This is a genomic window from Bradyrhizobium canariense, assembly GCF_900105125.1.
Taxonomy (GTDB): domain Bacteria; phylum Pseudomonadota; class Alphaproteobacteria; order Rhizobiales; family Xanthobacteraceae; genus Bradyrhizobium; species Bradyrhizobium canariense_A.
Genome location: NZ_LT629750.1, coordinates 5,397,354 through 5,413,415 on the forward strand (window position 1 = coordinate 5,397,354; position 16,062 = coordinate 5,413,415).

The following is a 16,062-nucleotide window of genomic DNA, read 5'->3' on the forward strand; positions in this document are numbered from 1 at the left end:
CGGCGAGCCTGCCCTTTTTCGCCAGCGCATTCAGTTTGGCGGACCATGGACGAACGGCGCCAGCGCTTTGGAGCAGCGGTGAATTCGGTTCAAAGCCCAGCCTATGACGATCCCGGATTGGAGGCGCGCTTCGCCGTCGCGGCGCGCCACAGCCGGATGGTGCGGGTGCTGCGCATCGCAGTCCCGGCGCTCGTGGTGCTGTCGCTGGCGTCGATCGTCGCGGTGTCGATCTTCAATCCGTTCCGGATGCTGCTGCCTAAATTACCGCTCGACACCGGCAATCTCGTCGTCTCCGGAACCAAGATCACGATGGAATCCCCGCATCTGTCCGGCTACACGACCGATCGGCGGCCGTACGAAGTCTGGGCAAACACCGCCGTGCAGGACGTAACCGATCCTGACCATCTCGACCTCAGTATTCTTCGCGCCAAGCTCCTGATGGAAGATCAGTCGACCCTGACGATGGATGCCAAAAAAGGCTTCATGAATACCAAGGATCAGCAGCTGGAATTGCATAAGGATATCTTTTTGCAAACCTCGACAGGCTACGAAGCGCGTCTGAGCCAGGCGTTTGTCGACATGGGCAAGGGCACGGTCACATCGGATGAACATGTCGACGTCAAACTGACCAACGGAACGCTTACTTCCGACAGGCTCAGGATTACCGGAAGCGGCGAGGTGATAACATTCGAAGGCAATGTCGTGATGCATCTGGACAAGCTGCCTGACCCGGATCCGCCGACGCAGTCGGCCACCGCAGAGGCGGAGCCTGTAGCGCCGGAACCTGCGCCTGCTCATCCCGGCAAGTTGCGGTCTTCGTCCCACAAGAGCGCCAATCCGAAATGATGATCATGAAGATGTTTTTCCGGCGCCAGACCAGGATCATGCAGATCGCCCGTTGCGTCGGCGTGTCCGCTGTCGCGTTCGCACTACTCCTGGCGGGTGATGCCCGCGCACAGAGTGCGGTGCAGGGCGTGCCCAATGCCATGCAGGGCTTTTCGCAGAACCGCGACCAGCCAATCCAGATCGAAGCCGCGACGCTGGAGATGCGCGACAAGAAAAAGGAAGCAACGTTTTCCGGCAATGTGAAGGTGGTGCAGGGCGATACCACCATGACGTCGAAGACGCTCGTGGTGTTCTACGATTCTAGCTCGCCTGCGGCCGCGGCCGGCGCGCCGGGGGCCAATGCGAAAGCGCCAGCTAAATCGGCGCCGACGCCGTCCGCACCGATCCAGTCCGCTACCCCGGGGCCCGGCGGCAGCTCGTCGATTCGCCGGCTGGAAGCCCGAGGTAACGTCGTCGTCACCCAGAAGGATCAGGTCGTGACCGGCGAAACCGCGGTGTTCGACACCAAGACCAATCTCGTCACCATGCTTGGCGGCGTGGTTCTGACCCAGGGCAAGAACGTGCTGCGCGGCGACCGGCTGATGGTAGACATGACGACCGGCGTGTCGCGGGTCGAATCGGATAGCGGCAAGGTCCAGGGCCTGTTCATCTCGTCCGGCCAGGGCGGCGGTCCGGGTATCCCGGGTCTCGCCTCTCCCGCCCCGGGGGCGGCACCGGGAGCAACCAAACCGAAATAATATCAATCACTTGTAGGTTAGGTGCACCTGCTACGGTTGAAGCTGGCTGCACGAACCTCTATCTACGGCCAGCCGGCGCGGGGGACAGACGCCTCTAAATCGAGGTGTTTTGCTGGGCAATGGATATCCATTCATTCATGGTTCGCGAGCGAATCGAATCGCCCCGGGCATGTCGTGGGATCTCCGTGAGAGGCTGAGCAACGGAAAGGCTGAGCAAGCGGCGATGGTGGATTTACTCAGCATGTTCCGGCGACGTCCGGCGAAGCGCAAGCCGCCAGGATTTGCGCGCTCGCATGACGACATCACCGCGCTCGGCGATTCCCTCGGCGGCATGCTGACAAGCGCGGTGCGCGATGCGCCGCCGATTGCGCGCGATGCCCCGGTGCCGCGAATTGATCCGCCTCACGCCGATCCGCCACGCGCTGAACGGCCGCCTCCGGCCCAGGAGCCGCGTCCGCGGCCCAAAGCCAAGACCAACGGCGCGGCGGCCGCTGCCCCGCGGCTATTGAAGCGGCCGGGCTACCTGGCTGTGCATAGCGTGGAAAAGAGTTTCGGCACCCGCCAGGTGGTGCGCGGCGTCAGCATCTATGTTCGCCGCGGCGAAGCGGTCGGTTTGCTGGGTCCGAATGGCGCCGGCAAGACCACGGTGTTCTACATGATCACCGGCCTGATTCCGGCCGATCGCGGCGCGATCGAGCTCGACGGCCACGACGTCACCAAGCTGCCAATGTATCAGCGCGCCCGGCTCGGAATCGGCTATTTGCCGCAGGAGGCCTCGATCTTCCGTGGCCTTTCGGTGGAGCAGAATATCCGTGCGGTGCTCGAAGTCGTCGAGCCCAACAAGAAGAAGCGCGAGGCCGAACTGGATTCACTCCTCGATGAATTCAACATCACGCGCCTGCGTAAAACGCCGTCGATCGCGCTCTCCGGCGGCGAGCGTCGCCGCGTCGAGATCGCGCGTGCGCTGGCGACGCGGCCCAATTACATGCTGCTCGACGAACCGTTCGCCGGCATCGATCCGATCGCGGTGGGCGACATTCAGGATCTGGTCCGCCATCTCACCAATCGCGGCATCGGCGTCTTGATTACCGACCACAATGTGCGGGAAACGCTTGGCCTGACCGACCGCGCCTATATCGTCTATGCCGGCGAGATCTTGACAGAAGGCAGCCCGGACGAGATCGTCAACGATCCGGATGTCCGGCGCCTTTACCTTGGCGAGGAATTCCGCCTCTAATCAATTTTTCTAATCAGTCAAGCCGTGTACATCGGCCTTGGACTAAGTTAAGCAAGAATCGGACCAACTTCAGGGAACGGTTCTTGCCTTCATGGCGCTGACGCAGAGATTAGAGTTCCGCCAGTCGCAGTCGCTGGTAATGACGCCGCAGCTGATGCAGGCGATCAAGCTGCTGCAACTGTCTAATCTCGACCTCTCGGCCTTTGTCGAGGAGGAACTGGAGCGAAATCCGCTGCTCGAGCGCGCCAGCGACGGCCCTGAGTCTCCGGTGGCGGGCGAACCGGGACCGGAACGGCCCGATTTTTCCGATTCCGACGATTCATCTTACGGCGACGCAAGCGCCGACCGCACCGAAATGGGCCACGGGCCGGCTGGCGACGGTTCTGAGCCGGTGCAGGAAGAATGGCTCAATAGCGATCTCGGCAGCCGCGCGGAGATCGAGCAGACCCTCGACACCGGCCTCGACAACGTGTTCACCGAAGAGCCGGCCGAGGCTGCGGCGCGAACCGCGCAGGACGCGGCGCCGACCGCCTATACGGAATGGGGCGGCGGCGCCTCCAACGACGACGAATATAATCTCGAAGCCTTCGTCGCCGCGGAAGTGACGCTTGGCGGCCATCTCGCCGAGCAACTGGCGGTAGCGATCGCTGCGCCGGCGCAACGCATGATCGGGCAATATCTGATCGACCTGGTGGACGAGGCCGGCTATTTGCCGGCCGATCTGGGACAGGCCGCCGAGCGGCTCGGCGCGTCGTCGCAAGACGTGGAAGCCGTGCTCGCGGTGCTGCAGAAGTTCGACCCGCCCGGGATCTGCGCGCGTAACCTGAGCGAGTGCCTTGCGATCCAGTTGCGCGAACTCAATCGTTACGATCCCGCGATGCAGGCGCTGGTCGAGCATCTGGATCTGCTCGCCAAACGCGATATAGCGGCGCTGCGGAAACTGTGCGGCGTCGATGATGACGATATCGCCGAAATGATCGGCGAAATTCGCCGCCTCGATCCCAAGCCCGGCTTGAAGTTCGGCGCCTCGCGAATGCAGACCGTGGTGCCGGATGTCTATGTGCGGCCCGGCCCCGACGGCGGCTGGCATGTCGAACTCAACAGCGACACGTTGCCGCGCGTGCTGGTCAATCAGGTCTATTACACCGAGCTGTCGAAGACGATCCGCAAGGACGGCGACAAATCCTATTTCACCGATTGCCTGCAGAATGCCACCTGGCTGGTGCGCGCGCTCGATCAGCGCGCCCGCACCATCCTGAAGGTCGCGACCGAAATCGTGCGCCAGCAGGACGGCTTCTTTACCCACGGCGTGGCGCACCTAAGGCCGCTTAATCTCAAGGCGGTCGCCGACGCGATCCAGATGCATGAATCGACGGTGTCGCGGGTGACCGCCAACAAATACATGGCGACCAATCGCGGCAGTTTCGAATTGAAGTATTTCTTCACCGCGTCGATCGCATCCGCCGACGGCGGCGAGGCCCATTCCGCGGAGGCTGTGCGTCACCACATCAAGCAATTGATCGATGCGGAAGATCCGGCGACGATCCTTTCCGACGACACCATCGTGGAACGATTGCGCGCATCCGGCATTGATATCGCCCGCCGCACCGTTGCGAAATATCGCGAGGCGATGCGAATACCGTCCTCGGTGCAGCGCCGCCGTGACAAACAGAGCATGCTTGGTAATGCCCTTTCGGCCTCTGCCGCACCTTCCGACCGCTCCCGCGACACCGCGCCGGCCTGATTGCGTGCCGGCCAAATCGGAATAGTCTCGGCTCCATTCCAGAACCAATCGAGGCCATCAACATGACCCTTCGGATCTCGGGAAAAAGCATCAGCATCGGCGAGGCGCTGCGCGGCCGCGTCAGCGAGCGCACCGAGGAAGTCCTTCGCAAATATTTCGATGGCAATTACTCCGGCCACATCACGCTCAGCAAGGACGGCTTCGGTTTCCGCACCGACTGCGCGCTGCATCTGGATTCCGGCATCACGCTGGAGGCCGATTCCAACGCTCCCGATGCCTATGCCAGCGCCGATCAGGCGCTGCTGATGATCGAAAAACGGCTGCGCCGCTACAAGAGCCGTCTCAAGGACCGCTCGGCCCGCAAGGCCTATGTTGCATCCGCAGCCCTTGCGGAGATCGCGGCGCCAACGCTGGATGCGCCGAGCTATGTGATCGAAGCGCCGGCGTCCGACGGCGAATCCGAGATGGATAGCTACAACGCCGTGATTATCGCGGAGGCGACGACATCGCTGAAACGGCTGTCGGTCAGCGAGGCGGTGATGGAACTGGACCTGACCGGTGCCGCCTGCATGGTATTCCAGCACGGCTCCAGCGGCCGGGTGAACATCATTTACCGCCGGGCGGACGGCAATGTCGGCTGGATCGATCCGCCCAGCGTTACCGCGGGGGAGTAAAATGCCCGCAGGCATTGACGCCTTCCAAGGCCCTCCCTATGGTCCGCCACCCTTAAGGATAGGGCCAAGGATAGCTTGGGGAACACGCTTGCGGCAGTTGGCACCGGGCAAGCGTTGGAGTAGAAGCCCCCCGGTCGGGACCCAGGCGTGAAACCTGCCTCCCGTCGTATCTTCTTGACGCTACCGCTTTAAAACCTATTTCGCACCCTGACGGTTTAATTCACCTCGGAACGCCCAATGACGATTACCGATCTGGTCGCACCCGAGGCGATACTCCCCGCATTGAAGGTCAACAGCAAAAAGCAGGCGCTGCAGGAACTGGCAGCGCGGGCGGCCAGCCTGACCGGGCAAAACGAGCGCGCGGTTTTCGAAGTTCTGCTGCAACGCGAGAAACTGGGAACCACAGCGGTTGGCTACGGCGTCGCCATCCCGCACGGCAAGCTGCCCAAGCTCGAAAAGCTGTTCGGGCTTTTTGCCCGTCTCGAACGCCCGATCGATTTCGAGGCGATGGACGGTCAGCCGGTCGACCTGGTGTTCCTGCTGCTGGCGCCGGAGGGTGCAGGCGCCGATCACCTGAAGGCGCTGGCGCGGATCGCCCGGCTGTTGCGGGACGTAGACGTCGCCAAGAAGCTGCGCGCCTCGCGCGATGCGCAGGCGATCTACTCGGTGCTGGCGCTGCCGCCGGCGAGCGCCGCCTAGGATACAGCCTTCATAGCCTCGCGCTCCCGGCTGGTTCGCCAAGCCTGCAGTGACTCGGTCCGTCACCTTTCCGAAAGCGCGAGAAATCCGGCGAGGCAGGGATTTTTGTTGGCCGGTGACCAATATAAAAGCTGATCGATCATGGGCGGATCGTCGACCTTTCTGAATACGGCGCCTTTGATCTGAGAACGCTGCATCGATGCCGGCACGAAGGCGATCCCAAGCCCTTCGGCGACAAAGTTGACGATGGTTTGCTGCAGATAAACCTCAAGCCCAATGATCGGATCAAAACCCGCGGCCCGGCAGCACTGGACGATGCTCGCATGAAGCGACGGCACCTGGTCGCGCGGGACGATTAAAAACCGCTCTTGCGAGAGATCCTCGACTTTGATCTTTCTCGATTTCGCCAACGGGTGACGTTCCGGCAAGACCAGATTGAGCGGCTCCCGAAACAGCGGGCGGGCTTCGAAGCGCGAACCTTCACTGCCGGGGAAACTTATCGCGATATCGATCACGCCATCCTTCAAATCGCTTTCCAGCGCATTTGGCATCAATTCGCGGACCCGCAGATCGACATCGGGGAAGGCCCGCTTATAGCGGCGGGTCAAATCAGGCACGACGCTATAGGCGGCGCACATCGTGAAACCCATGGTGAGCTGACCGGCTTCCCCGCGTCCCGTGGCTGCGGCATTGCGCGTTGCCTGCGCGACAAGACGAAGAATCTCGGTGGCATCCGATTGGAATTGGCGTCCGGCCGCGGTTAACGCGACGCCTTTTGGCGAACGCACAAACAGCGCGGTTCCGAGTTCCTGCTCCAATGCTGCGATCTGCCGGCTCAGCGGCGGCTGGGACATATGCAGACGTTCGGCGGCGCGACCAAAATTGCCGAGGTTCGCCAGTTCGCAAAAATAGCGCAGCTGATTGAGAGAGGGCGCCATCGCGTGCCATACCCTTAAGGTATTGAAATGAGCCAAAACAGCATTGGAATGGAATAGCTCGCTTCGGTAGTCAACAGGCTGTCGATTTGAAGGATTCCGCCATGCTTACGTCGCTGTCTGTGGTCTGCCCGGTGTTTGCCGTGATCGTCGCGGGTTTTGCCTGCGGCCGGCTGGGATTGCTCGGGCCTACTGCAAGCTCGGAGCTGAACCGCTTTGTCGTCTACCTCGCCTTGCCCGCCTTGTTGTTCCAGGTCATGTTCGAGGCGAACTGGCCGACCTTGTGGCAGCCGGGTTTCATCGCGTCGTTTGCGATCGGCATCGTCGTCATCTTCGGCGGCACCCTGATCTACCGCGTCGCGAGCGGGCATCATCTGACGGATGCATCGATCGATGCTCTGAACGCGGGCTACGCCAATGTCGGCTACATCGGATTTCCGCTCTGTGAGATGATTTTCGGGCGCCAAAGCCTGGCTCTGGTGACGATCGCGACCATCATGACCGTCAGCGTCTTGTTCGCGATCGCGATCATCTTTGTGGAAATAGGCCTGCAGACCGAGCGCCGTGTGCATCGCCTGTTCGCGAAGATTGGAAAGGCGCTGATCCGCAATCCGTTGCTGGTTGCACCGTTGCTGGGTGTCTTATGGTCGACATTCAATACGCCGGTCCCGGAAGCCGCCAAGGCCGTGCTTCATATGCTGGGCGCGGCGGCCAGCCCCTGCGCGTTGGTGTCGCTGGGTCTGTTCCTCGCCGCCAAGCACCGCGGCAGCCGTTCAAGCCGACCGGTCGCGGTCGCGCTCACGGCGCTGAAACTGGTCATCCAGCCTGCAATCGTCGCCGTTTGCGCCTATGGCATCTTCAAGCTGCAGCCGGTGCCGGCTGCGGTCGTTGTGCTGCTCTCGGCATTGCCGACAGGGACAGGCCCGTTCATGGTCGCGGAGTTCTATAAGCGCGAGGCTGTTGTGACGTCGGGCACGATTCTTTTCACGACGATGGCCTCCGTCGTCTCGTTGACCGCGTGCCTTGTGCTGGTAGGCCACGTCCAGCACTGACGATCGACGGCAGGTCTGCCGGAAATTTGCAGCTTGCCAGATACGCGAGTTAGTCCCCGATTCCCCGAGGACAACACCCGTACCGTAAATTCGTGTCGGTGATTTCAGCAGAGACAGCTGCGCCGCCAACGACGCGGGCAAGGGCCGGGTCGGTGACGGCGGTAAACTGCCTTCAGTGACGCCGCCAAGTGGCGGGTCAGTGTACGCTGACGGCCTGGAGCTCGTTGCTCCATGCGTTCGCAATCGCCGCCTCGCGGCTGTCGGTCAGCATGATCGGGGTGCCATCGGCGGCGTGGAGCGCAAACAGCTTCAATCCCGGTGCAATCTTCGGCGCCTGTGGAAACAGGTCCGGTACGTCCTCGGAACGCACCTGCTTCACATAGGCGATATGGCCTTCGCCGAGATGGGCCAGCGCCTCGGGGGTGACGCTCGTCGGTTCGTACGCGAAACTAACTTCAGTCATGGTCTCGACTCCTTTGTGAGACTAAGCGGTCGAGTCCGCTACTCGTTCCCATTATTCGTGTTCATTGATAGCGATTGTCTTAACGACCTTCTCCGGCTCAGGCCGGGCGAGGTCGATCGACAACAGCCCGTTCTTCAAGTCCGCGCCCAGCACCAACATCCCCTCCGCCAGCACGAAGGTGCGCTGGAAGTGGCGCGCGGCGATGCCGCGATGGATGTATTGCCGGGCCTTGTCGTCCTGCTGGCGGCCCCGGATCACGAGCTGGTTTTCCTCAATGGTTACATCGAGTTGGTCACGGGTGAAGCCCGCCACCGCCAGCGTGATGCGCAGCCGTTCGGGCTGGCCGTTGGCACGATCGCACCGCTCGATGTTGTAGGGAGGATAACCGTCGGCGCCTTTCACGACGCGATCGAGCGCACGCTCGATCTCGTCGAATCCCAAAAGGAACGGACTGGATAACGAAGGAACACGAGACATTACAAAGTCCTCTCGAAGCGACTTTGAGGGGCCCTTGCGGCACCCCATTTGTGGCCGGCCGGCGGACTTGCCGTCCGGTTAACAGCGAATATGGGCATGATTTGGCAGGGGTTCAAGCGCCCGGGAACCCGCTCCCCAGCATCCTTCGGGGCGCGATCGCAAGGAGCGAACGGGAACTCTCGAGCTTGTCGCCACCCGCTTCCGAATGACGACATGGAGGCTCAGAGCTCGATCCGCTTGCGGCCATCGGCGCTGAACAAATGCAGTTTTTCGCGCGGCGTGATCGCCCGGATCCGCTCACCGATTGCGGGCGCGACCGCGCCGGGGACCCGCACGATCACCTCGCCGGGGGGCAACTCGCCGGGATTGGCGGCCACGCCCTGCGCCTCACGCTGCCTGGTGCCGTAGATGAAGGTCTCGGCGCCGACCCGCTCGATCGCCTCCACAGTCAGGTCAAGCGCGATGCCGTCGGCGATCGGATCGCTCGAAATCGCGAAATCTTCGGGGCGGATTCCCAGGATGCCGGCCTCACCCAGGGCGCCGGCAAACTGCGTCTTGATTTCGTCCGAGCCTGCCGGCAGCAGGTTCATCGGCGGCGCGCCGATAAAGGAAGCGACGAAGGTCGTGGCCGGCTTCTGATAGATCTCGAGCGGGTTGCCGATCTGCTCGACCTGGCCGCCATTCATGACGACGAGAATATCCGCGAGTGTCATCGCCTCGAGCTGGTCGTGGGTGACGTAGATCGACGTCGTCTTTAGCCGCCGTTGCAGTTTACGGATTTCGACGCGCATCGCGATGCGCAGCTTGGCGTCGAGATTCGACAAGGGTTCGTCGAACAGAAACACTTTCGGCTGCCGCACGATGGCGCGGCCCATCGCCACGCGCTGGCGCTGGCCGCCGGAGAGTTGCCGCGGCTTGCGATCGAGCATGGCGCCGAGTTCGAGAATGCGGGCGGCTTCCTGCACACGGGTATCGATCTCGGGTTTGGGGGTGCCGCGGTTACGCAGGCCGTAAGCCATGTTGTTGTAGACGCTCATATGCGGGTAGAGCGCGTAATTCTGGAACACCATCGCGATGTCACGATCGGCCGGCTCGATCTGGTTGACGATTCGCCCGCCGATGTCGATCTCGCCGCTGGTGATGGTCTCAAGCCCTGCGACCATGCGCAGCAGCGTGGACTTGCCGCAGCCGGAGGGCCCGACCAGCACGCAGAACTGGCCGTCGCCGACCTCGAAGTCGATGCCTTTGATGGCTTCGAAACCGCCGACATAGGTTTTTCGGACGTTGCGGAGGGAAACGCCGGCCATTGGGGCTACCTCCGGGAACGGCGAATAGCGAATGGCGGATAGCGAACAGGGAAGAGTGGGAATGTCTCAGCACATCGTCCATTCGCCATTCGCCACTCGCTATTCGCCATCTTCCCCATCACTTTTCCGTCTCGACCAGTCCGCGTACGAACAGGCGCTGCATGAACACCACCACCGCAACCGGCGGCACCATGGCGAGCACGGCCGTGGCCATCGCGAGCTGCCATTCCGCCAACTCGTCGGTCGTCGTCAGCATCTTCTTGATGCCGGTGACGATCGTCTGCATGGAATCCTGCGTGGTGATCAGGAGCGGCCACAGATATTGATTCCAGCCATAGATGAACTGGATCACGAACAGCGCCGCGATCGTCGTCATCGACAGCGGCAGCAGCGTATCCCAGAAGAACCTGAAGGGTCCGGCGCCGTCGATCCGTGAAGCTTCCAGCAGCTCGTCCGGCACCGTCATGAAGAACTGACGGAACAAGAGCGTGCCGGTCGCGGACGCGATCAAGGGCAGGATCAGCCCGGCATAGGTGTCCAGCATGTGCAGGTCGGACACGACCTTGTAAGTCGGATAGATGCGGACCTCGACCGGCAGCATCAGGGTGATGAAGATGATCCAGAATGCGGTCTTGCGGAATGGAAAGCGAAAATACACCACCGCGTAGGCCGACAGGATCGAAATGAAGATCTTGCCGACCGCAATCCCGGTGGCCGAGACGAACGAATTGAACAGCAGGCGGCCGACCGGCTCGCGGTTGAAGCGCGAGGCCCCGACAAAGACGGCACGGTAGTAGTTTTCCAGCGTATGCCCGCCCGGCAGAAGCGGCATATTGCCGCCGACCACGGTGGCCGCGTCGTGGGTCGAGGCAATGAACGCGAGATAGACCGGGAAGCCGACGATGAATACGCCGAACGTCAGGATGGCATAGGCGATGATGTCATTCCATGGGCGGTGCTCGACCATCAGTATTGCACCTTGCGTTCGACATAGCGGAACTGGATCGCGGTCAACGCGATCACGATGACCATCAGCACCACCGATTGCGCGGCCGAACTCCCGAGGTCGCCGCCGAGCCGTCCGTCCGCATAGACCTTGTAGACCATGGTCGTGGTCGCGCCGGCCGGACCGCCGCCCGTCACCGCATCGATGATGCCGAACGTATCGAAGAACACGTAGACGATGTTCACGACCAGCAAAAAGAACGTGGTCGGTGACAGCAGCGGAAACACGATGGTCCAGAACCGTCGCATCGGTCCCGCGCCGTCGATCGCCCCGGCTTCAATCACGCTTTTGGGGATCGATTGCAGCCCCGCCAGGAAGAACAGGAAGTTGTAGGAGACCTGCTTCCACACCGCGGCCATCACCACCAGGATCATGGCATGGGTGCCGTTCAGCAGCGGATTCCAGTCGAAGCCCAGCACGCGCAGCGGCCGCGCCAGCGTCCCGAGCGAGGGGTGGAACATGAAGAACCACAACACACCGGCCACGGCCGGCGCCACCGCATAGGGCCAGATCATGAACGTCTTGAAGGTGGCGGCCGCCTTCAGGTTCTTGTCGGCCTGGGTAGCGAACAACAGCGCAATGGCGAGCGACAGCGTCGCGACCAGCGACGAGAATATCAGCGTGGTCAGCATCGCCTTGTAATATTCGGGCTGCGCAAACAGCGCCTGGTAATTCTCCAGGCCGACAAATTCGGAAGATAGTCCGAATGCATCCTCGCGAAGAAAGGATTGCCAGACCGCCTGACTCGCCGGCCAGTAGAAGAAAACGAATGTGATGATGAGCTGCGGCACGAGCAGCAGATATGGAAGCAGCTTACTGTTGAAGAAGGCCGACTTTTCCATTCAGGGCGTCGTGGCGATCCGTGCGGGTGAAGAAAGCTCCCTCTTCGGAGCGAGAGGGAGCTTTCAGGATGACCTACTTCACGGTTTTTTCAAAGGTCCGCAACATGGCATTGCCACGCGCCACGGCGCTGTCGAGCGCTTCCTTGGCGGTTTTCTGGCCCGCCAGCGCGGCTTCCATTTCCTCCGCCCAGATGTCGCGCATCTGCACCATGTTGCCGAAGCGCAGGCCGCGCGAATTCTCGGTCGGCTCCTTGTTGGTGAGCTCCTTGAGCGGGGTCTCCAGGATCGGATTCTTCTCATAGAAGCCGTCCGCCTTGGTCTTTTCGTAGGCCGCCTTGGTGATTGGGAGGTAGCCGGATTCCTGATGCAGCTTGGCCTGGCGGTCGGTGTCCGAGAGGAAGGTGAAGAATTTTGCGACGCCCTTGTATTCCTCGGGCTTCTTGCCGCCCATCACCCACAGCGAAGCGCCGCCAATGATCGAATTCTGCGGTGCGCCCTGGACGTCGGGATAATAGGGCATCGGCGCCGAGGTGAAGTCGAATTTGGCGGTGCTCTTGGCGGTGGCGTAATAGCCCGACGACGTCAGGAAGATCGCGCATTCGCCGGAGGCGAAGCGGCTTTCGCTGGCATTGCCGCGGCCGGAATAATCGTAGGTCTTGTCTTTCTGCAGGTCGATCAGGTTCTGCAGATGCCGGATATGCAGTGGGGAGTTGAACGTCAGCACGGTGTCGAAGCCGTCGAGGCCGTTCGCCTTGGTGCCGATCGGCACGTTGTGCCACGCGGAAAATTGTTCGATGTTGGCCCATGTCGCCCAGGCGTTGGAGAAGCCGCAGGTGGTGTGCCCGGCGGCCTTCAGCTTCTTGGCGGCATCGAAGACTTCCGGCCACGTCTTCGGAATCTCGGCGACGCCGGCTTTCTTCAGCTCATCCTTGTTGATCCACATCACCATCGACGACGAGTTGAAGGGAAACGACAGCATGTCGCCCTTTGATGTCGAGTAGTAGCCGGTGATGGCCGGAAGATAGGCCTTGGGGTCGAACGGCTCGCCGGCCTCCTTCATCAACTGGTAGACCGGCTTGATGGCGCCCGTGGCGCTCATCATGGTCGCGGTGCCGACCTCGAACACTTGAATGATGTGCGGGGCGTTGCCGGCGCGGAATGCGGCGATGCCGGCATTCATGGTGTCCGGATAGCTGCCCTTGAAGGTCGGGATGACCTTGTAGTCCGACTGGCTGGCGTTGAAATCATCGGCGAGCTTGTTGACGATGTCGTTGTTGCCGCCGGTCATGGCGTGCCACCACTGAATCTCGATCACCGCGTGCGCGGGTGTCGCGGCGGCGAGCGCGAGTGTAAAGGCCGTGGCGATAGCCGCGCCGAATTTTCGAAGAGCCATCAAATTTTCTCCCCCGTTGGACCGTCATCGTCGTTGTCGCGCGGTAGCAGCGCCGGATGACGTGCAAATGACTGTATAAGCGAGCGGATGCTACGGGGGAAGCGCCGGCCTAGGAAGCAGGAAAATAGGCCAAGTTAGCCGCAGGTAGTTACGTCGAGAGCCATCGTCCCGCGAATACCGGGACGATGGATGACGAAGCAGCTTAGCGCTTCCGCTCGGGTCCGCAGACCGCGCCCTTGGCAACCAGGGCTTCGATCTCGCCCTTGGAATATCCGAATTCCGAAAGCACTTCCGAGGTGTGCTGGCTGAATTTCGGCGGCGTGCGGCGCAGGCTGGGTTTGCTGCGCTGAAGACGGATTGGCGAAGCGACCCCCTTGTACCAATCCTTCTCGATGACGTCGCCGCGATGGATGGTATGGGCGCTGGTGAGCGCCTGATCGATCGATTGCACCGGGCCGGCGGGAAGCCCCGCGGCCAGCAGGCGATCGCAGAGCGGTGCGGCGTCGTGCTGGCTGAACACGGCTGCGAGTTCAGCGCGCAATGCGTCGCGGTTGGCGATGCGGTCCTTGTTGCGCGCAAAGCGCGGATCGGTTCCGAGTTCGGGCTTGCTGATTTCCTTGGCCAGCTTGCGGAAGGTGCCGTCATTGCCGACGCCGATAAAGATGTCGTCGGTACGGGTCGGGAAGATCGCGTAAGGCACGAGGTTCGGATGCTCGTTGCCGGTGAGCTGCGGCGGCTTCCCGTGCATGAAATAATTCGCAGCGTGTGGATGCATGACGGCGAGGCCGGTTTCATACAGCGTGGTCTCGAGAAACTGCCCGAGTCCCGATCTCTGCCGTTCCGACAGCGCCATCAGAATGCCGATCGCCGCATAAAGCCCGGTGGTGATGTCCACCACGGGAACGCCGATGCGCATCGGGCCGCTTTGCGGCGAGCCGGTCGCCTTGATCATCCCGGTCATGGCCTGGATGATGGCGTCATAGCCGGGATTACCGCCGCGCGGACCGTCGGCGCCGAAACCGGAAATCCGGCAGTGCACGAGTTTCGGGAATTTCGCGCGCAGCACGTCGTTGCCGATGCCCCATTTGTCGAGCGTGCCCGGCTTGAAGTTCTCGATCAGCACGTCGGCGCCTTCCAGCATCTTCATCAGCACGGCGCGGCCGCCTTCCGATGCGAGGTCGAGCCCGATCGAGCGCTTGTTGCGGTTGATGCCGACGAAATAGGCCGCGTCTTCCTCGTGGAAGGGAGGTCCCCAGTCGCGCACCTCGTCGCCGGCGGGCGGCTCGACCTTGATCACATCGGCGCCGTGATCGGCGAGAATCTGCGTGCAGTAAGGGCCGCCCAGAACGCGCGTGAGATCGATCACGCGCAGTCCGGTCATCGCGCCGGGAGCCGCTAGGGAATTCATGAAAACAACCTTCGCTCAAGCAGGGTTCGAGTGGAATTCCTGAGCTAGCGGTCTTCAGGCGCGGCAGCAATGCCTTCTCGCGCGTAGGCGCATGCCGGGACGGCCGTCGGCGTGCCTGGTTGCGGCGTGGCGAACCCTCCGTGCGACAAATGGTCCGCCGATTGTCTCGGCGGACCATCCGGCGGTGTCGTTACACGACCGTCAGGCGCACATCCACATTGCCGCGGGTCGCGTTGGAATAGGGGCATACCTGGTGGGCTTTCTCGACCAGGGCCTCTGCTTCGGCGCGCGGAACGCCGGGCAAGGAGACGGCAAGTGCGATCTCCAGGCCGAAGCCGCCGGCCGAGCGCGGTCCGATCCCGACGGTGGAGGTCACCGACGCGTCCGCGGGCACCTTCGGGCCGCCTTGCGAGGCAACGAATTTCATCGCGCCAATGAAGCAGGCGGCGTAGCCGGCGGCGAACAGCTGCTCGGGATTGTTGCCCGCACCGCCACCGCCACCGAGTTCCTTCGGCGTGGTGAGTTTGACGTCCAACGCTCCGTCGAGGGTCGCGGCGTGGCCATCCCGGCCTCCGGTGGCCTTGGCACTGGTTTTGTAGAGGACATTCACGGACATGTCGGTCTCCCTGTTGGCGGTTTCGATCCATTTATATTGCACACAATTCAATTGTGTACAATATAAATAACGTAAGCACGTGATTTAATTGTTTGCAATTGATTGCTCGCGTGCCCGAGCCCAAAATGAACCATGGGCGCTATCAGTTGGCGAGGTTGCTAATGGCCAAGAAACACGTGGCGGACTTGCCGCTGCTGCTGGGTAATCAAGTCTGTTTCGCAGTCTATTCCACGGCGCATGCGTTCAACCGGGTCTACAAGCCGTTACTTGACCGGCTCGGACTGACCTATCCGCAATACCTGGTGATGCTGGTGCTGTGGGAGCGCGATGGCGTGCCGGTCAGGGATATCGGTGAACGGCTGTTTCTGGACTCCGGCACGCTCACGCCGCTGCTTAAGCGGCTGGAGGCAGCGGATCTGATCAAACGCACGCGCAGCACCGAAGATGAGCGGCAGGTGCTGATCGCGCTCACATCGCAAGGTCATGCCCTTCGGGAAAAAGCCCGGACAGTGCCTCAGTCCATCCTGGCCGCCTCGGCGTGCTCGGTCGGCGAACTATCGGCGTTGAAAAACGATCTCATCGCTCTTCGGGACCGGTTGAATGCCGCGCTCGATGACTAGTCGCCG

Annotated in this window: 17 protein-coding genes; 8 read left to right on the top strand and 9 right to left on the bottom strand. The window is 61.8% G+C overall.

The features are described 5' to 3' along the window. The first annotated feature begins 78 nt into the window (after positions 1-78). From lptC to ptsN, 6 genes are all read left to right on the top strand, one after another. Entirely contained in the window at positions 79-846 is a 768-nt protein-coding gene (gene lptC, locus BLV09_RS25670; protein ID WP_244548821.1) for an LPS export ABC transporter periplasmic protein LptC, read from the top strand. Further along, a complete protein-coding gene (locus BLV09_RS25675; protein ID WP_146689373.1) occupies positions 843-1,583 on the top strand; it encodes an LptA/OstA family protein in 741 nt (246 codons plus the stop codon). The genes lptC and BLV09_RS25675 overlap by 4 nt, the downstream gene beginning before the upstream one ends. A 223-nt stretch (positions 1,584-1,806) precedes the next feature. Next, on the top strand, positions 1,807-2,820 hold the full coding sequence (lptB, locus tag BLV09_RS25680; RefSeq protein WP_146689374.1) for an LPS export ABC transporter ATP-binding protein: 1,014 nt from the start codon (positions 1,807-1,809) through the stop codon (positions 2,818-2,820). A gap of 91 nt (positions 2,821-2,911) precedes the next feature. Further along, positions 2,912-4,564, top strand: coding sequence for an RNA polymerase factor sigma-54 (gene rpoN, locus BLV09_RS25685; RefSeq protein ID WP_146689375.1), 1,653 nt, complete (start codon positions 2,912-2,914; stop codon positions 4,562-4,564). Between the two features lie 62 nt (positions 4,565-4,626). After that, positions 4,627-5,238 carry a ribosome hibernation-promoting factor, HPF/YfiA family gene (gene hpf / locus BLV09_RS25690; RefSeq protein ID WP_100385052.1) on the top strand — a complete coding sequence of 204 codons (612 nt, stop codon included), beginning with the start codon at positions 4,627-4,629 and terminating at the stop codon, positions 5,236-5,238. A gap of 237 nt (positions 5,239-5,475) precedes the next feature. Further along, complete coding sequence (gene ptsN / locus BLV09_RS25695; RefSeq protein WP_100385053.1) at positions 5,476-5,937, top strand: PTS IIA-like nitrogen regulatory protein PtsN; 462 nt, start codon at positions 5,476-5,478, stop codon at positions 5,935-5,937. 62 nt (positions 5,938-5,999) lie between these two features. Here ptsN and BLV09_RS25700 read toward each other — a convergent pair whose 3' ends face one another. Continuing rightward, entirely contained in the window at positions 6,000-6,875 is an 876-nt protein-coding gene (locus tag BLV09_RS25700; protein WP_146689376.1) for a LysR family transcriptional regulator, read from the bottom strand. 101 nt (positions 6,876-6,976) lie between these two features. Between BLV09_RS25700 and BLV09_RS25705 the strand changes: the two genes are divergently transcribed. Continuing rightward, positions 6,977-7,924 (top strand): AEC family transporter, encoded by a 948-nt coding sequence (locus tag BLV09_RS25705; protein WP_146689377.1) that lies wholly within the window; start codon positions 6,977-6,979, stop codon positions 7,922-7,924. Positions 7,925-8,120: 196 nt separating this feature from the next. On the opposite strand, the gene BLV09_RS25710 is transcribed toward BLV09_RS25705, so the two are convergent. The 8 genes from BLV09_RS25710 to BLV09_RS25745 all read right to left on the bottom strand — a co-directional run bounded on the left by BLV09_RS25710 (position 8,121) and on the right by BLV09_RS25745 (position 15,436). Next, a complete protein-coding gene (locus tag BLV09_RS25710) occupies positions 8,121-8,387 on the bottom strand; it encodes a DUF1150 family protein (RefSeq protein WP_100385056.1) in 267 nt (88 codons plus the stop codon). Positions 8,388-8,438: 51 nt separating this feature from the next. Beyond that, a complete protein-coding gene (locus BLV09_RS25715; RefSeq protein WP_100385057.1) occupies positions 8,439-8,864 on the bottom strand; it encodes an Hsp20 family protein in 426 nt (141 codons plus the stop codon). A 221-nt stretch (positions 8,865-9,085) separates the two neighbouring features. Next, entirely contained in the window at positions 9,086-10,171 is a 1,086-nt protein-coding gene (locus BLV09_RS25720; RefSeq protein ID WP_146689378.1) for a sn-glycerol-3-phosphate import ATP-binding protein UgpC, read from the bottom strand. 118 nt (positions 10,172-10,289) lie between these two features. Then, a complete protein-coding gene (ugpE, locus tag BLV09_RS25725; RefSeq protein ID WP_100385059.1) occupies positions 10,290-11,138 on the bottom strand; it encodes a sn-glycerol-3-phosphate ABC transporter permease UgpE in 849 nt (282 codons plus the stop codon). Then, a complete protein-coding gene (gene ugpA / locus BLV09_RS25730) occupies positions 11,138-12,019 on the bottom strand; it encodes a sn-glycerol-3-phosphate ABC transporter permease UgpA (protein WP_146689379.1) in 882 nt (293 codons plus the stop codon). The genes ugpE and ugpA overlap by 1 nt, the downstream gene beginning before the upstream one ends. 73 nt (positions 12,020-12,092) lie before the next feature. After that, a complete protein-coding gene (gene ugpB / locus BLV09_RS25735; RefSeq protein ID WP_100385061.1) occupies positions 12,093-13,412 on the bottom strand; it encodes a sn-glycerol-3-phosphate ABC transporter substrate-binding protein UgpB in 1,320 nt (439 codons plus the stop codon). A 202-nt stretch (positions 13,413-13,614) separates the two neighbouring features. Then, positions 13,615-14,820, bottom strand: a complete 1,206-nt coding sequence (locus tag BLV09_RS25740) for a CaiB/BaiF CoA transferase family protein (RefSeq protein WP_146689380.1) — start codon at positions 14,818-14,820, stop codon at positions 13,615-13,617. 190 nt (positions 14,821-15,010) lie between these two features. Beyond that, a complete protein-coding gene (locus tag BLV09_RS25745) occupies positions 15,011-15,436 on the bottom strand; it encodes an organic hydroperoxide resistance protein (protein WP_100387352.1) in 426 nt (141 codons plus the stop codon). Positions 15,437-15,597: 161 nt separating this feature from the next. Here BLV09_RS25745 and BLV09_RS25750 point away from each other — a divergent pair, with 161 nt between their 5' ends. Continuing rightward, positions 15,598-16,056, top strand: coding sequence for a MarR family winged helix-turn-helix transcriptional regulator (locus tag BLV09_RS25750; RefSeq protein WP_146691299.1), 459 nt, complete (start codon positions 15,598-15,600; stop codon positions 16,054-16,056). Positions 16,057-16,062 lie beyond the last annotated feature (6 nt).